This window comes from Salinivibrio sp. HTSP (genome assembly GCF_003390965.1).
GTDB classification, from domain to species: Bacteria; Pseudomonadota; Gammaproteobacteria; order Enterobacterales; family Vibrionaceae; genus Salinivibrio; species Salinivibrio kushneri.
Map to the genome: position 1 here is coordinate 29,413 of NZ_PXUD01000051.1, position 14,093 is coordinate 43,505.

Consider the following 14,093-nt stretch of genomic DNA (forward strand, 5'->3'; position numbering starts at 1 on the left):
TTCTGGGGTGCGAGTAAAGAGCAATGACAAAACAGCGACACGATTACGACGCGAACGCGTATAACCCCGAGTTCTCGCGTGCTTACTTAGCGCCCAAATACTGGGGCACATGGCTGATGCTACTCATCGCTATGCCGTTCAGCCTCCTGGTGCCGGCGCGCGCTAAGCATCGCTTCGCGCACTGGGTAGCACGCAAGCTGGTTAAAAAGAAAAAAGGCACGATCCTTAACGCCTGGCTTAATCTGGAAGCCTGCTTTCCCGAGAAATCCGCGCAAGCGCGTGAGACCGTATTAATCGACACCTTGACCACCGCCGGGGCTTTTTTGCTGAGCTTTCCGCTGATCACCTTGCGCAGTCGCCAGTGGTTTCAGGACCACTGTGATGTGATTGGCATGGAACATATTACTCGGCACACTGATAACGACGAAGCGGTAATCCTCTTTGTGCCCCATACTTGGGCCATTGATGCCGCCGCGATTTTATTTGCCTCGCAAGGGCTCCCCGTGGCGGCATTCTCAAAACGGCAAAAAAATCAGCTGCTGGACTGGCTCATGCACCGTCAACGCGTGCAATATGGCGGCAATTGTTATGAGCGCGAAGCAGGGATTAAGCCCTTTATCCGCGCAGTTAAACGCGGCTTTTTGGGCTACTACTTGCCCGACGAAGATATGCGCGATGAGAGCAGCGAGTTTGTGCCGTTTTTTGCTACCACCAAAGCGACCTTGCCCAGCCTCGGGAAATTAAGCAAAGTCACCCGCTCACATATTGTCCCTGTGCTTTCCGGCTTTGATGCGAAAAGCGGTCGGTTCGTGATCGAGGTGCATCCTGCGTTTAATGACTTCCCAACGGGAGACAGTGGCACCGACGCACGCATGATGAACGAACAAATAGAGACCATGCTCGACGGGCAGTTAGATCAATATATGTGGATCTTACAGCTGCTTCGCACCCGCGAGGATGGTCGCAATATCTACCAAGAGGCAAAGAGGAAACGGGCATCATGACACGCATTTTAGTCATTGGTCCATCATGGGTCGGCGACATGGTGATGTCGCAGTCTTTGTACAAAGCCCTCAAGCAACAGCACCCGGATGCCAAGATTGATGTGATGGCGCCCGCTTGGTGCGCACCGATTCTCGCGCGCATGCCCGAGGTCAATCGCAGCATTGAAATGCCTCTCGGCCATGGAGAGTTTGCACTGGGTAAGCGCTATCAACTGGGCAAGCGCCTGGCAAAGCGTAGCTATGACCGTGCCTACGTGTTGCCTAATTCGGCCAAATCGGCGCTCATCCCTTGGTTTGCCGGGATCCCGACGCGTATAGGCTGGAAAGGTGAAATGCGTTATGGCTTGCTCAATGATCTGCGCCCAAATAAAAAAGCGTTTCAATACATGGTTGAGCGTTATGTTGCTCTCGCTCACCCTCGCGCCAAGATGCAAAGCTCTGCCTCGCTAGGCGGTCTTGAAGGCCTGCCAAAACCTGAGTTAACCATTGACCCTGACGCACAAGCGGCCGTTATCACCAAGCTGGGACTAAACCAAGATAAACCTGTGATTGGCTTATGCCCGGGTGCCGAGTTCGGACCCGCCAAAAAATGGCCTGAGCAGCACTATGCGGAAGTGGCACGCCAAGCACATCAACAAGGCTACCAAATCTGGCTATTTGGCTCGGCAAAAGATGTTGAAACCTGTGAAAACATTGCCACTCTCGCAGAAAACGCGCCTAACATTCATGTATTGGCAGGCAAAACTAACTTAATCGAAGCCGTCGACCTTTTAGGCGCGTGTCAAACTGTGGTCAGCAATGACTCGGGGTTGATGCATATCGCCGCAGCGGTCAACTGCCAAGTGATCGCCATCTACGGCTCAACATCACCCGATTACACCCCGCCGCTGACCAGTAAGGTCGATATTGTGCACACGGATATCGAGTGCCGCCCTTGCTTCCAGCGCGAATGTCCACTTGGGCATTTGAAGTGTTTAAAGAATTTGGACCCTAGCCGCGTTATTTCTTTAATAAAGATGGATAAAGCGTCATGAGTGAAAGGAATTCAACCGTTGCCGTTGCACTTATCGTTAAAAACGAGGCGCATAATATTGACCTATGTTTGCAGTCTGTATGCAATTGGGTGGATGAAATCGTTGTACTGGACGCGGGAAGCTCAGATAACACAACTGAAATAGCTAAACAGTATACGGATAAAGTCTACGTAGCTTCAGACTGGCGTGGATTTGGAAAACAACGCCAGCGCGCTCAATCATATGTAGAAAGTGACTTTGTGTTTTGGTTAGACGCAGATGAAAGAATCACACCTGAATTAAAGAAAAATATCTTAGGTGTTATCAATGACCACCAACCTAACTGTGTCTATTACATAAATAGGCTTTCTAACGCCTTTGGGAAAGAAATCAAGCACTCTGGTTGGCACCCAGATTGGATTTGCCGACTTTATAAAACATCAGAAACTCATTATTCTGATTCTCTCGTGCATGAACATGTTGTTGCTCCTAACACACATAAGAAAATTTATTTAAATGGTGTTCTACTGCATAACACGTTTAATTACCTCCATGAATATACCGCTAAAACCAACCAATATATAAAGTTATGGAGTGATCAGCGCGAGGGCAAGAAGAGCTCAAGTGTCTCCAAAGCTTTAGGGCATGCTCTTTTTAGATTTATTAAGATGTATTTCTTGAAAAAAGGATTTTTAGATGGTCGACACGGCTTTATCCTCGCACTTCTCAGCGCCAACGTCGTTTTTACGCGTTATGCCGACTTATGGCTAAGAGACTATGTTAAAAAACAACGTTAAGATGCACATTTGCCACGTTAATCTCGCTTCTGGTTTTAGCGGCGGTGAGCGACAAACGCTCACACTGATTAAACAACAGCTCGCAATGGGTTATCGACTCACCGTAGTGGTAAACCCCAAAAGCCCACTCGCTGATAAAATTCGCGCGTTAGAACAATGCCAATTAGTGCTTTGTAAGCATTATACCCGGCAACATGGTCGTTCAATCACTGCAACATGCGATCTGATCCATGTTCACGAAGGCCGCGCCATTTATTGGGCACTGTTTCAACACCTATTGCACCGCGTACCTTACATGGTGACACGCCGCATTGATAACCCTTTAAAGAATAAGTGGTTATCTCAACTGGCGTACCGCAAAGCCAGCGCGCTGGTCGGTTTAAGTTCGGAGATCATCCATCAACTAGAAAAACGCCACCCTAGTGCTAAGTTAGTCAAAATCCCTAGCTCTCCTGTCACCTACCCTGTCTCACAAGATAAGGTTGAGCAAATCAAAGCGCACTTTCGTGGGAAGTTCTTGGTGATTCATGCCGCCAATATGTATGCGCATAAAGGCTTTGATGTCACGATTGAAGCTGCACGGTTACTGGCTGACACATCACCTGACATTCAGTTTTGCTTACTCGGTGACGGCAAAGAGCGAGCGTCACTCGAGGCGCAAGCCCAAGGGGTCACGAATGTGCAGTTTATGGGTAAACAAACCAATATGGGAGATTGGTTCGCGGCGGCCGATTTGCTTATCCACCCTTCTTATACAGAGGGATTGGGATCAGTTATTTTAGAAGCGATGGCGGCAGGGCTGCCCGTGATAGGCGCCCAAACGGGTGGGATCCCTGATATCATTGAAGACAGCATTAGTGGCTATTTAATCACACCAGGGGATAGTGCATCCCTCGCCGCGAGGATTCACAATATCAGCAAAGATGATGTCACACTTTCCTTCATAAAGGAAAACTCCGAAGCGAGGATAAATCAATTTGACATATCTGAGTGCGCTAAAAAATATGAAGTCCTATATAAAGAAATAAAGGGTTAACTTTTCAGCTTGTTGAGGCCATTAGAAGCCCAAAACGCTTTTTCTTGAACGGTTCTATGAAAGATATCTTTGTTAGTTGAGAGCCTAGGTAATTCGTGATGGTACATGTGTAACAACGCCGCACCAAACTTGATAGCCTTGGTTCGTACACCCACGCCTTTCAGTCTGAACTCTATGTCTGTATCTTCACCCACTGCTGGCGCCTCATAGTTCATATCAAAACCGTTTATTCTTTCTAAGTCTTTCTTATATATAGAAAAATTACATCCTATAATCGATCTTGGCTTCGAGGAAAGGCTCGTTAAACGTTGTAACCAAGGCAGACACAGACCATTTTTGAGGTGTTTGCCCGTGTACTCTGTCGTATTTTTCTCCCTTCGATTAACTAGATAGTCAACTAGCATGGATAGCATATACTTATGACTAAATGTCGACTTTTTATTAGTTTTCACCAGTAAACCCGTGTACTTCTTAGACAGCTCTACTCTACGTCCACACACCACGGTCCCCCGTTCAGCTGCTTGCAGATGATCTCTGACAAACCCATGCTGAGGAACACAATCACCATCAATAAAAATCAAATAGTCACTTTTTGAGGCGAGTATCGCCTTATTAAGAATTCTGTTTTTCCTAAACCCCTTATCCTCATGCCAAACATGTGTAACAGAAAATGGGAGTTGTTCTACTCTTACAGATAACCAATTTTTTACCTCCTCTTTCGACCCATCATCAGCGATCACAACATTAAAGTCATGATTCCACTGTTCAGCCAGTGATTGAAAAATCAACTCTAAAGCGTTTCTGTTATTGTAAAAGGAAACAATCAAGGTGGCGGATTTACTTTTCATAAAGAGCGCTGTTCAATAAATGCTGTGACAACTGTATCATAACACTCTTATTTGTGGTCAGTTCGAGAGCCAACTTGTGCGCTGGATATATACATTGTTACTCACGCTTGCCGCCCCTTTTTTGCTTGTTGGGCTGTACCGTAAACGGCCTGGTAAGCCTGCTGTTGGCGAGCGGTGGCGAGAACACTTTGGTGGGACGCCCAACGTAGACGGTCAGCCTATTTGGCTCCATGCGGTGTCGGTGGGGGAAGTTCTCGCCGCCAAGCCAGTGATCATCGCGCTGCAACAAGCCTATCCAGATGTTCCGATCCTGGTCACCACTACCACCGCCACCGGTGCAGAGCAGGCCGAGCGTCTTGATGGGATCATACACCGCTATATGCCGGTTGATTTTCCTTTTGCGGTAAAAGGTTTTCTCCGCGCGGTGTCACCACGGGTGTGCGTGATCATGGAAACCGAGCTTTGGCCAAATACCTTGCATCATGTGGGTCGAGCGGGCATCCCCATTACGGTTATCAACGCCCGGCTTTCTCAAAAAGCTTGCCAGCGCTACCAGAAAATTGCGCCGCTCTTTCAAACCATGAGTAAACATATCGACTTAATCGTTTGCCAGCATCAAAACGACCAAGCGCGCTTTGCTAGTCTCGGGGTTGCTGACAACAAGCTCGCAGTGGCTGGCTCGGTGAAATTTGATATTAAAGCCGTGGATCCGGCGTTGGGTGCCACACTTCGCCAAGCACGTGGCGAGCGCCCTTGCTGGATAGGTGCCAGTACTCACGCGGGAGAAGACGCCACCTTGCTCGCCGCTCACAGTATTTTACTGCGCGACTACCCTGACGCCTTGCTGATATTGGTCCCTCGCCATCCTGAACGTTTTGATGATGTTGCCCAGCAAGTGGCTAGCCAAGGCCTCAGTGTGCAACGACGCACCGAGGGTGAGCCGCTGGCACTCAGTAATCAAGTTTATCTTGGGGACACCATGGGAGAGATGATGACCTACCTGGCAGCCGCGGATGTGGTGGTGATGGCGGGCAGTTTTCTGGGTAGCAAAGTGGGTGGGCATAACCTGCTTGAACCCGCGGCGTTAGGCAAGCCGCTTTTAACCGGCCCAAGCTATTATAATTTCCAAGTGATTGGTGATGCTCTGATTGACGCTGGCGCCCTACAGGTATGTAACGATAGCCAAGACCTCGCCGCCAAAATCGGTGCCTTTTTTAATGCCCCCACTCTTGCCGCGCAAGCGGGTAACGCTGGCCTCTCTGTGGTAGAGCAAAATCGTGGTGCGGTCGAACGCACCTTGCAGGCACTCGCGCCCTGGCTTAATCGCCCGCGCTAGCGCCCGCACTCGTGTCTTACTTGCGGATATGATTGTAGCCTTTTAATACGGCAGCCCAGTCTTCGGGTTGCCAACGGATCTGACGCTTCTCTTTTTCTTTTTTAAACGAGCGATGAAGGCGGGCAAGGTTATCCTCTTTCCACTGTTCGCCATCGCGCTGTTGGCACTTATCGAAGTCAATCAGCCACAGCTTTCCTTTTCTATCACGGAGGATATTGTGGATATTCAGATCAGTATGACACACGCCAGCGTCGTGTAGGCGGCGAACCAAACGACCAATGGCACGATAATCATGGGTAAGTAAGCTATTTTCACTCAAGATAGCAACCAGATCGCGCGCGCCTGGAATTTTCTCCACCAAGATATCAGCACGATAAGTACGGCCGTTTTTTACCGCGCGTGCAGCGACAGGACGAGGCACAGGCATTTTTTTCTCGCGAAGATAGGCCAGTAAGTTGATCTCAGCGCCACAACGGGTCGCCTCCCATCCTTGAAACCAATACTGATCCTTCACGAATTTACCAAACAAACCACCGCGATAGTAATGACGCAACGCCATCTCCATTTTCGGCCCTCGAATAAAGAACGTGGTACCGCGCCCTTTGGCTGAACCGGTGACGGCGGCTTTCTGGTGCCAAAAATGAATATCAAAATACTGGCGAGGATCGCCCTCTACTAAAGCCGGATCGTACCAAATACACTCGTTGTCGCCTTGCTCTACTTCTATACTCACGGTTTTTCCTGTTTGCGCACTCACGCTAGCGCATATTAGTGTACCTTGCTCGTCAATGGATTCACAGGCAAGAGGTCACGGCGCTGCAAGAACAATGCGTGATGGACAAGGATTTGATAACCTCTTTCCAGATCAACGTTTTTAAGGATAAGCCAGTGACACACAAACAACATACACGCGTGATTTATCCAGGCACATTTGACCCCATCACCAACGGTCACTTGGATCTGATTGAGCGGGCGGCGAGAATGTTTGATGATGTGATTGTGGGGATTGCGGCTAGCCCGAGCAAAAAGCCATTGTTCGATCTGGATGAGCGCGTGGCGCTCACGCAAGCGGTCACCGCGCACCTTCCCAATGTCTCTGTGGTTGGCTTTTCAGGGTTGTTGGTCAATTTTGCCAAGCAGTACCAGGCCAACATTCTAGTGCGCGGTTTGCGGGCGGTCTCCGACTTTGAGTATGAATTTCAACTCGCCAATATGAACCGCCGATTGATGCCGGCACTGGAAAGCGTCTTTCTGACTCCGTCAGAGGAGCATTCGTTTATTTCCTCGACGTTGGTCAAAGAAGTGGCGTTACACGACGGTGATACCAGTGAGTTTGTCGCGCCTAGCGTACTGACCGCCTTGCAAGAAAAGCTGCAAGACAAGCGTTCATAAAGGCTGGCATTGCGGGCAAAACACGGTTGCTCGCTGGCCGATGACTATGCGCTCAAGGGTCGTGTCACAGGTTGGGCACGGCTCACCCGACTTACCGTAAACACGTAGCGCTTGAGCGAAATAACCGGCCTTCCCGTCTACCTGGGTAAAGTCTTTCAGCGTGGTACCGCCTTGTGTGATTGCCGCCGCTAACACGGTTTTTATCTCACCCACCAGCGCCGTCGCTTCTGTTTGCGTCAGGCTACCGGCAGGGCGTTTAGGATGGATACCAGCACAAAACAGCGATTCGTTGGCGTAAATATTCCCCACACCTACCACAACGGCGTTGTCCATAATAAAGCTTTTCATCGCCATTTTTTTGCCTGCCGCCTTGGCCAGCAAATAATCTGAATTGAACGCATCGGTGAGGGGTTCAGGGCCGAGTTTTCCCAACACGGGATGCGGCAAATCTCCCTCCTGCCACAACCAGGCGCCAAAGCGGCGCGGATCGTGGTAACGAATTAAGCGACCATTGCTGAGTGTCACATCAACATGATCATGTTTTTCCGGTGCCAGTGACGTGGGAAGCACCCGCAAACTGCCTGACATCCCCAAATGCACAATCGCCGTACCGACATCCGTCTCCAATAAAAGATACTTGGCCCGACGGGTCACCCGACGGATCACCTGACCCTTTAACTGTTGTAACGTTTCGGGAATAGGCCAACGTAGCTTGGGCTGACGAATGGTAATCTCGGTGACCGTTTGCCCTTCGACATACGGCATGATACCTAAACGGCTTACTTCTACTTCAGGTAACTCGGGCATAACACAGCTCTTAATATTTACGACTTTGATAGCGGGAAAAGATACCGACTATCCACTGACACGGCTAGCCATTGGCCGTTTTCGTTTTGCATCAACCAAAACTGGGGTTGTTGATAATAGGTAATGCGAATGGGCTCTTGGTCGGGGCTACGGGTGAGCTCCAACGTACGGGGAGACGTTAATTGGGGTCGCAACGACTGCAAGGTGGTGTCATCGATTTGTGTCCCAGTCAGCCCCAGCCAGCGCTGAGCAAGCTCTGTCGGGCTAATCACTAAGGGTTTATCCGATTGCCAACCCTCTAACGTACGCGTCAGGGTTAAATGAGAAAACCGCAACGACAGCACATCACTGCGCGACTCAACCAGCGCTATCACTCCCTCAGGCGTCGCCTGGGCTTGGCGTTGATGGCGCAAATAGTCTGGCAGCAGCATTAAGCCAAAAAAAACCACCACTGAGAGAATCAGGATGTTATTCCATGTCTGCCGCTTTAGCTTCATGTCGGTTCACCTGAGGACGTTACGCGTGTCTTTCGCAGTATAACCGCAAATGTGACCAGATTTTAGTTATAAAAAAACCCAGCCGAAGCTGGGTCTTTCTCAAAGCGTCAATCAAATTACTTGATTTTGGCTTCTTTATACATAACGTGCTTGCGAACTACAGGATCAAATTTTTTGATCTCGAATTTGCTAGGCATGTTACGTTTGTTCTTGTCTGTGGTGTAGAAGTGACCAGTACCTGCAGAGGATACTAGACGAATCTTCTCACGAACGCCGTTTTTAGCCATTCTCTAATTCCTCTTATACGTTCTCACCGCGGGCACGCATTTCTGTCAGTACAGAATCAATGCCTTTTTTGTCGATGATGCGCATACCTTTAGTGGATAGGCGCAGTTTAACGAAGCGTTTTTCGCCTTCTACCCAGAAACGATGAGTTTGCAGGTTCGGCAGAAAACGACGCTTGGTGGCGTTCTTAGCGTGAGAGCGGTTGTTACCAACTACAGGACGCTTGCCAGTTACTTGGCATACTCGTGACATGAAAGTCTCTCCAAAATCGTTTCGGCTCGATATCAACCTTGTCCGCCAGTCCTGCATCGTTAAGGTCAGGTCGAAGGTCAAGGCTATCAAAGGTGGCGCATTATACTAACTGAATTCACATTGCTCAAGTCCCGAGCAGATCCTTTTATGCGCTTTTTGATCGTTTTTTTCGCCAATGGCGATCCTTAAGGGGATAACAACCAACCTCGCTCGGCGAACGATACCACATCTCCGTCCCCAATCACTAGGTGATCAAGCACGCGAACATCCACGAATGACAAGGCGTTGGCAATTCTATCGGTAATATGTCGGTCTGCCTGGCTCGGCTCTGCCACGCCCGATGGGTGGTTATGGGCCAAAATCAGTGCTGCGGCATGCAACTCAAGCGCGCGACGGACAATTTCTCGTGGATAAACGCTCGCCGCATTGTGCGTGCCTTCAAAAAGTTGCTCATCGGCTATCACGCGATGCTGATTATCAAGAAATAAAACGTAAAAGGCCTCGCGAGGCCGGTCACGCAGTAAGGTCGAGAGATAACGGCGAGTATGGTCCGGGCTGGTCAATGCGTCGGTTTTGCTTAAGGTTTCTTTTAAATAGCGCCGGCTCAACTCCAGTACCGCCTGTAACTGAGCATATTTGGCGCTACCCAGTCCTTTTCGCTGACAAAACGCCCCTTGGTCCGCGCCCATCAGCGCCCGGAGCGAGCCAAAATCCTGCAACAGATGGTCGGCCAGCGCCACCGCACTCATCCCTGTGACGCCCGTGCGTAAAAAAATCGCTAACAGCTCGGCATCCGAGAGGCTTTCCGCTCCCCGTGCTAACAAGCGTTCTCTGGGGCGACAATCTTGCGGCAAGGTTTTTAGGCTCATGGTGATTCCTCTTCAACATTGCCGCCAGTTAAAGTAAGCCTCTTTCACGCCGCAATAGCTTTTCCATGTAACTGCGGCGCGCTCGTGGTTTTATCATGTGCCACCGTCAATACTTTCAGCCACGCGCTAGCCATATCACATCCAACGCGCATCACACCCCATGCGGATTCATGCGCTCAAACAAGCTTTTTGCGCTAAGGATTATGGTATGGTTTTGTCATTCATGTTCCAACACACAGAGCATTATGGCCAATAGTTCACAGCAGCCAGCCCAGACGCTGGCCGGTAAACGTATTCTGCTTGGCATGGGTGGCGGGATTGCCGCCTATAAGTGTGCCGATCTCACCCGCCGCCTCATCGAGCGTGGCGCCACCGTCAAGGTAGTGATGACCCATGCCGCAAAAGAGTTTATTACGCCATTAACCCTGCAAGCCGTTTCTGGGCATCCGGTATCGGATAGCTTACTCGACCCCGCGGCTGAGGCCTCTATGGGGCACATAGAATTGGCTAAATGGGCCGATTTGGTACTGATTGCCCCGGCAACTGCCGATTTGATTGCCCGGATCCACGCGGGCATGGGCAATGATTTGCTCACTACCGTGTGCTTGGCCACCGATGCGCCTCTGGCGATTGCACCAGCAATGAACCAGCAAATGTACCGCGCCCACGCCACCCAGGCGAACTTACGTGGACTGCGTGCACGCGGCTGCTTGATATGGGGCCCAGACAGTGGCGCGCAAGCCTGCGGCGATGTGGGCCTTGGGCGCATGCTCGAGCCGCTGGCCTTAGTAGCTGAATGCGAACGTTGGGCCGGCCCCAAACCGCTTTCAGGCAAGCGTGTGATGATTACCGCCGGCCCTACCCGCGAAGCGCTAGACCCAGTCCGATATCTGTCTAACCACAGTTCAGGGAAAATGGGCTATGCCCTCGCCGAGGCGGCAGCCCGTTTAGGGGCCGATATCACCTTAGTCTCTGGCCCAGTCGCATTGCCAGTGCCGACAGGTGTCACGCGTATTGATGTCACCAGCGCCCAACAAATGCATGATGCGGTGCACGCGAGCATCACCGACCAAGATATTTTTATCGGCTGTGCCGCGGTCGCAGACTACCGTCCACAACACATCGCCGAACAGAAGATGAAAAAGCAAGTGGATAAAGACGCGATGACGGTCACCATGGTAAAAAACCCCGATATTATTTCTTCGGTTGCGGGCTTAACGTCACATCGTCCATTTACGGTCGGCTTTGCCGCCGAAACCCAAGATGTCGCGGCCTACGCGCGTGACAAGCTGGCGCGCAAAAAGCTTGATATGATTTGTGCGAACGATGTGTCACAGTCCGACCAAGGCTTTAACAGCGATCGAAATGCCTTACACCTGTTCTGGCCTGGGGGAGACAAGGCCCTACCTGTCGCGGAAAAACGTACATTAGCCGACGAAGTGATGACGCACATACATGCACGCTATTTACAGCAAACCATCCAGGATGAGCACTGACGCGGGTGAGAGGGCAACCTACTTATCGCCAAAATACAAGTTCAAAAGCGTGCGCCATGGCCACGCTTTTTGCTTTTAATACAGAGACCTCGTCGCTAAGATAGGGGAAAAATCCACACATGGCGACACCTCTCCATGATGCCTCCTTTACCGGTCGCCAGTGTGACAGATAAAAAGACAAAGGAATCGCATCCATGGCAGCCCCAAAAAAAAGTAATCGCCGCGAAGAGATCCTTCAAGCGCTCGCGCAAATGCTGGAATCCAACCAAGGCAGCCAACGCATCACCACGGCCAAACTCGCCGAGCAAGTCGGGGTGTCTGAGGCAGCCCTCTATCGCCACTTCCCCAGTAAAGCGCGGATGTTTGAGGGGCTCATCGAGTTTATCGAAGATTCCCTGTTATCCCGCATCAATCTGATCATTGAGGAAGAAAAGGATACCTTGGTGCGCCTCAAACTGATTTTGCAATTGCTGCTGGCCTTTGGCGAGCGCAACCCGGGGCTCACGCGCATCATGACAGGTCATGCCTTGATGTTTGAGCAAGATAGATTACAAGCGCGGATCAACCAGCTGTTTGAACGCGTCGAGGCGCAGCTAAAGCAAGTACTGCGCGAGCGTCGTTTACGCGAAGGGAAAGGGTTCCCATTGGATGAAGCAGTGCTCGCCAGCCAATTGATTAGCCAAGTGGAAGGCGGCTTTTGTCGCTACGTGCGCTCATCATTTAAGCAGCTGCCGACTGCCAATTTCGAGCAATACTGGCAACTGCTCACCAACCAACTGCAGTAAATGGCGTAGTGCAACGAGCGCAGTGCAACTGGCGTAGTGCAACGGGTGTCGTGCAACAGGCTCAGCTAAATGGCTCTGCCGGCTGCACGCACGCAACTTAAATCCCGTAGCTCGCCTGGTACGCTTTCACCGCCGTCAACTGAGCCGGATCGGCTTGGCTTTGCTCTAGGTAAGTGACCAAGTCCGATAAGCTAATGATAGACACCACCTGGCAACCAAAGTCACGCTCTACTTCTTGGATCGCCGACAACTCTCCTTGGCCACGCTCTTGGCGGTCAATTGCCACCAACACCCCAGCAAGCTGCGCCCCCTGCGCTTGAATCAGTGTCATTGACTCGCGAATGGCAGTACCGGCGGTGATCACATCATCCACCAACATCACACGGCCACTCAGCGCGCTGCCGACCAAGTTGCCGCCCTCACCATGGTCTTTGGCCTCTTTACGGTTAAAGCAATAAGGCGTATCCACATCATGATGCGCCGCGAGCGCTACCGCGGTGGTGGTCGCAATCGGGATCCCTTTGTAAGCAGGACCAAACAACACATCGTAATCAATCCCTGCATCCATCAACGCGGCCGCATAAAATTCACCCAGCTTTGCCAAATCGCGTCCGGTGTTAAACAAGCCGGCATTAAAAAAGTACGGACTTTTCCGCCCTGATTTAAGGGTAAACTCGCCAAACTTTAATACCTCACGCTCTAAGGCAAACTCAATAAACTGGCGCTGATAGGCTTTCATTCGTTCCTCTCTTGGTTATCTCGGTGACACGCCACATGCCACCCTGGGGTCGGATAGATAAAAAAATAGCCCCCGATGCGGGAGCTACTTAATTTGTTAGGCGTCGGCGAGTGCCGATTTTTGCGCGACGACAATGTCATCAATGCCCTTACTGGCCAGTGCGAGCATCGCGTTTAGCTCATCGGGGGTAAACGGCTCGGCCTCGGCAGTGCCTTGCACCTCAATCATGCGGCCATCTTCGAGCATCACCACATTCATATCGGTATCTGCCGCCGAGTCTTCCACGTATTCAAGGTCGCAAATCGGCGTTTGCTGATAAATACCCACCGACACAGCGGCCACATGGCCACGCATCGGGTTAGCGGCAAGCTTGCCCTCGCGTACCAGCGCGTTAAGCGCGTCTGCCAGGGCCACGCTCGCCCCAGAAATGGATGCGGTGCGTGTGCCACCGTCGGCCTGAATCACATCACAGTCAACGGTAATGGTACGCTCACCCAGTGCTTTTAAATCGACCGCGGCGCGCAAGCTGCGCCCAATCAAACGTTGAATTTCGACGGTACGGCCACCTTGTTTACCGCTTGACGCTTCACGACGGTTACGGGTGTGGGTCGCTCGTGGCAACATGCCATACTCGGCGGTCACCCAACCTTGGCCCTTGCCTTTCAAAAAGCGCGGCACGCCCTCTTCAATCGTGGCGTTACAGATCACCTTGGTATCACCAAAGCACACCAACACAGAGCCTTCTGCGTGGGCCGTAAAACCGCGGGTAAAGCTAACGGGACGAATTTGGTCGAGTGCTCTTCCACTTGGGCGCATGCAAGTTACCTTATTGACTGACAGAATGTGGTCGCGATTATACGTGTTTCTCCGCTCGCTTGCGATCCCTGTCCACCCCACAGACCAAGACAGCTGACGGCAAGGGTATGGATGCGTATAA

At 51.1% G+C, this 14,093-nt stretch carries 17 protein-coding genes; 8 read left to right on the plus strand and 9 right to left on the minus strand.

What is annotated here, in order from left to right:
* Positions 1 to 23: 23 nt before the first annotated feature.
* From lpxM to C7A19_RS10460, 4 genes are read left to right on the plus strand one after another with little or no spacing between them, the layout of a single operon-like run.
* Positions 24 to 1,004 carry a lauroyl-Kdo(2)-lipid IV(A) myristoyltransferase gene (gene lpxM, locus C7A19_RS10445; RefSeq protein WP_116644850.1) on the plus strand — a complete coding sequence of 327 codons (981 nt, stop codon included), beginning with the start codon at positions 24 to 26 and terminating at the stop codon, positions 1,002 to 1,004.
* Positions 1,001 to 2,038, plus strand: a complete 1,038-nt coding sequence (gene waaF, locus C7A19_RS10450) for a lipopolysaccharide heptosyltransferase II (RefSeq protein WP_116644851.1) — start codon at positions 1,001 to 1,003, stop codon at positions 2,036 to 2,038. The genes lpxM and waaF overlap by 4 nt, the downstream gene beginning before the upstream one ends.
* Complete coding sequence (locus C7A19_RS10455) at positions 2,035 to 2,814, plus strand: glycosyltransferase family 2 protein (RefSeq protein ID WP_116644852.1); 780 nt, start codon at positions 2,035 to 2,037, stop codon at positions 2,812 to 2,814. The genes waaF and C7A19_RS10455 overlap by 4 nt, the downstream gene beginning before the upstream one ends.
* A 1-nt stretch (position 2,815) precedes the next feature.
* Positions 2,816 to 3,850 (plus strand): glycosyltransferase family 4 protein, encoded by a 1,035-nt coding sequence (locus C7A19_RS10460; protein WP_116644885.1) that lies wholly within the window; start codon positions 2,816 to 2,818, stop codon positions 3,848 to 3,850.
* Here C7A19_RS10460 and C7A19_RS10465 read toward each other — a convergent pair.
* On the minus strand, positions 3,847 to 4,698 hold the full coding sequence (locus C7A19_RS10465) for a glycosyltransferase (RefSeq protein WP_077659156.1): 852 nt from the start codon (positions 4,696 to 4,698) through the stop codon (positions 3,847 to 3,849). The two genes, C7A19_RS10460 and C7A19_RS10465, sit on opposite strands and share 4 nt — an antisense overlap.
* 76 nt (positions 4,699 to 4,774) lie before the next feature.
* Here C7A19_RS10465 and waaA point away from each other — a divergent pair, with 76 nt between their 5' ends.
* Positions 4,775 to 6,034 (plus strand): lipid IV(A) 3-deoxy-D-manno-octulosonic acid transferase, encoded by a 1,260-nt coding sequence (waaA, locus tag C7A19_RS10470; RefSeq protein WP_116644853.1) that lies wholly within the window; start codon positions 4,775 to 4,777, stop codon positions 6,032 to 6,034.
* Between the two features lie 16 nt (positions 6,035 to 6,050).
* On the opposite strand, the gene C7A19_RS10475 is transcribed toward waaA, so the two are convergent.
* Positions 6,051 to 6,761: a 3-deoxy-D-manno-octulosonic acid kinase gene (locus tag C7A19_RS10475; protein WP_116644886.1), complete on the minus strand. Its 711-nt coding sequence runs from the start codon at positions 6,759 to 6,761 to the stop codon at positions 6,051 to 6,053.
* Positions 6,762 to 6,922: 161 nt separating this feature from the next.
* Here C7A19_RS10475 and coaD point away from each other — a divergent pair, with 161 nt between their 5' ends.
* Positions 6,923 to 7,426 (plus strand): pantetheine-phosphate adenylyltransferase, encoded by a 504-nt coding sequence (gene coaD, locus C7A19_RS10480; protein WP_069361919.1) that lies wholly within the window; start codon positions 6,923 to 6,925, stop codon positions 7,424 to 7,426.
* On the opposite strand, the gene mutM is transcribed toward coaD, so the two are convergent.
* The 5 genes from mutM to radC form a co-directional block, all read right to left on the minus strand.
* Complete coding sequence (gene mutM / locus C7A19_RS10485) at positions 7,421 to 8,233, minus strand: bifunctional DNA-formamidopyrimidine glycosylase/DNA-(apurinic or apyrimidinic site) lyase (RefSeq protein ID WP_116644854.1); 813 nt, start codon at positions 8,231 to 8,233, stop codon at positions 7,421 to 7,423. The two genes, coaD and mutM, sit on opposite strands and share 6 nt — an antisense overlap.
* Before the next feature lie 17 nt (positions 8,234 to 8,250).
* Positions 8,251 to 8,730, minus strand: a complete 480-nt coding sequence (locus C7A19_RS10490) for a hypothetical protein (protein WP_116644855.1) — start codon at positions 8,728 to 8,730, stop codon at positions 8,251 to 8,253.
* Between the two features lie 116 nt (positions 8,731 to 8,846).
* Positions 8,847 to 9,017: a 50S ribosomal protein L33 gene (gene rpmG, locus C7A19_RS10495; protein WP_046074696.1), complete on the minus strand. Its 171-nt coding sequence runs from the start codon at positions 9,015 to 9,017 to the stop codon at positions 8,847 to 8,849.
* A gap of 13 nt (positions 9,018 to 9,030) precedes the next feature.
* The gene (gene rpmB / locus C7A19_RS10500) at positions 9,031 to 9,267 is read right to left on the minus strand and encodes a 50S ribosomal protein L28 (protein ID WP_116644856.1); all 237 of its coding nucleotides are present in this window, start codon (positions 9,265 to 9,267) and stop codon (positions 9,031 to 9,033) included.
* A 185-nt stretch (positions 9,268 to 9,452) separates the two neighbouring features.
* On the minus strand, positions 9,453 to 10,136 hold the full coding sequence (gene radC, locus C7A19_RS10505) for a DNA repair protein RadC (RefSeq protein WP_069361923.1): 684 nt from the start codon (positions 10,134 to 10,136) through the stop codon (positions 9,453 to 9,455).
* A 245-nt stretch (positions 10,137 to 10,381) separates the two neighbouring features.
* Between radC and coaBC the strand changes: the two genes are divergently transcribed.
* Together coaBC and slmA are read left to right on the plus strand one after the other, a co-directional pair.
* Positions 10,382 to 11,632: a bifunctional phosphopantothenoylcysteine decarboxylase/phosphopantothenate--cysteine ligase CoaBC gene (gene coaBC, locus C7A19_RS10510; RefSeq protein WP_116644857.1), complete on the plus strand. Its 1,251-nt coding sequence runs from the start codon at positions 10,382 to 10,384 to the stop codon at positions 11,630 to 11,632.
* Positions 11,633 to 11,826: 194 nt separating this feature from the next.
* Positions 11,827 to 12,417 (plus strand): nucleoid occlusion factor SlmA, encoded by a 591-nt coding sequence (slmA, locus tag C7A19_RS10515; protein ID WP_069361925.1) that lies wholly within the window; start codon positions 11,827 to 11,829, stop codon positions 12,415 to 12,417.
* Positions 12,418 to 12,514: 97 nt separating this feature from the next.
* Here slmA and pyrE read toward each other — a convergent pair whose 3' ends face one another.
* Together pyrE and rph are read right to left on the minus strand one after the other, a co-directional pair.
* Positions 12,515 to 13,156 carry an orotate phosphoribosyltransferase gene (gene pyrE, locus C7A19_RS10520; protein WP_069361926.1) on the minus strand — a complete coding sequence of 214 codons (642 nt, stop codon included), beginning with the start codon at positions 13,154 to 13,156 and terminating at the stop codon, positions 12,515 to 12,517.
* Between the two features lie 96 nt (positions 13,157 to 13,252).
* Positions 13,253 to 13,972 carry a ribonuclease PH gene (gene rph / locus C7A19_RS10525; protein WP_069361927.1) on the minus strand — a complete coding sequence of 240 codons (720 nt, stop codon included), beginning with the start codon at positions 13,970 to 13,972 and terminating at the stop codon, positions 13,253 to 13,255.
* Positions 13,973 to 14,093: the final 121 nt, after the last annotated feature.

Excerpts from the sequence above, each read along its gene's own strand:
- lpxM (WP_116644850.1), top strand. The coding sequence starts at position 24 with ATGACAAAACAGCGACACGATTACGACGCGAACGCGTATAACCCCGAG.
- waaF (WP_116644851.1), top strand. The coding sequence starts at position 1,001 with ATGACACGCATTTTAGTCATTGGTCCATCATGGGTCGGCGACATGGTG.
- C7A19_RS10455 (WP_116644852.1), top strand. The coding sequence starts at position 2,035 with ATGAGTGAAAGGAATTCAACCGTTGCCGTTGCACTTATCGTTAAAAAC.
- C7A19_RS10460 (WP_116644885.1), top strand. The coding sequence starts at position 2,816 with ATGCACATTTGCCACGTTAATCTCGCTTCTGGTTTTAGCGGCGGTGAG.
- C7A19_RS10465 (WP_077659156.1), bottom strand. The coding sequence starts at position 4,698 with ATGAAAAGTAAATCCGCCACCTTGATTGTTTCCTTTTACAATAACAGA.
- mutM (WP_116644854.1), bottom strand. The coding sequence starts at position 8,233 with ATGCCCGAGTTACCTGAAGTAGAAGTAAGCCGTTTAGGTATCATGCCG.
- C7A19_RS10490 (WP_116644855.1), bottom strand. The coding sequence starts at position 8,730 with ATGAAGCTAAAGCGGCAGACATGGAATAACATCCTGATTCTCTCAGTG.
- rpmG (WP_046074696.1), bottom strand. The coding sequence starts at position 9,017 with ATGGCTAAAAACGGCGTTCGTGAGAAGATTCGTCTAGTATCCTCTGCA.
- rpmB (WP_116644856.1), bottom strand. The coding sequence starts at position 9,267 with ATGTCACGAGTATGCCAAGTAACTGGCAAGCGTCCTGTAGTTGGTAAC.
- radC (WP_069361923.1), bottom strand. The coding sequence starts at position 10,136 with ATGAGCCTAAAAACCTTGCCGCAAGATTGTCGCCCCAGAGAACGCTTG.
- coaBC (WP_116644857.1), top strand. The coding sequence starts at position 10,382 with ATGGCCAATAGTTCACAGCAGCCAGCCCAGACGCTGGCCGGTAAACGT.
- slmA (WP_069361925.1), top strand. The coding sequence starts at position 11,827 with ATGGCAGCCCCAAAAAAAAGTAATCGCCGCGAAGAGATCCTTCAAGCG.
- pyrE (WP_069361926.1), bottom strand. The coding sequence starts at position 13,156 with ATGAAAGCCTATCAGCGCCAGTTTATTGAGTTTGCCTTAGAGCGTGAG.
- rph (WP_069361927.1), bottom strand. The coding sequence starts at position 13,972 with ATGCGCCCAAGTGGAAGAGCACTCGACCAAATTCGTCCCGTTAGCTTT.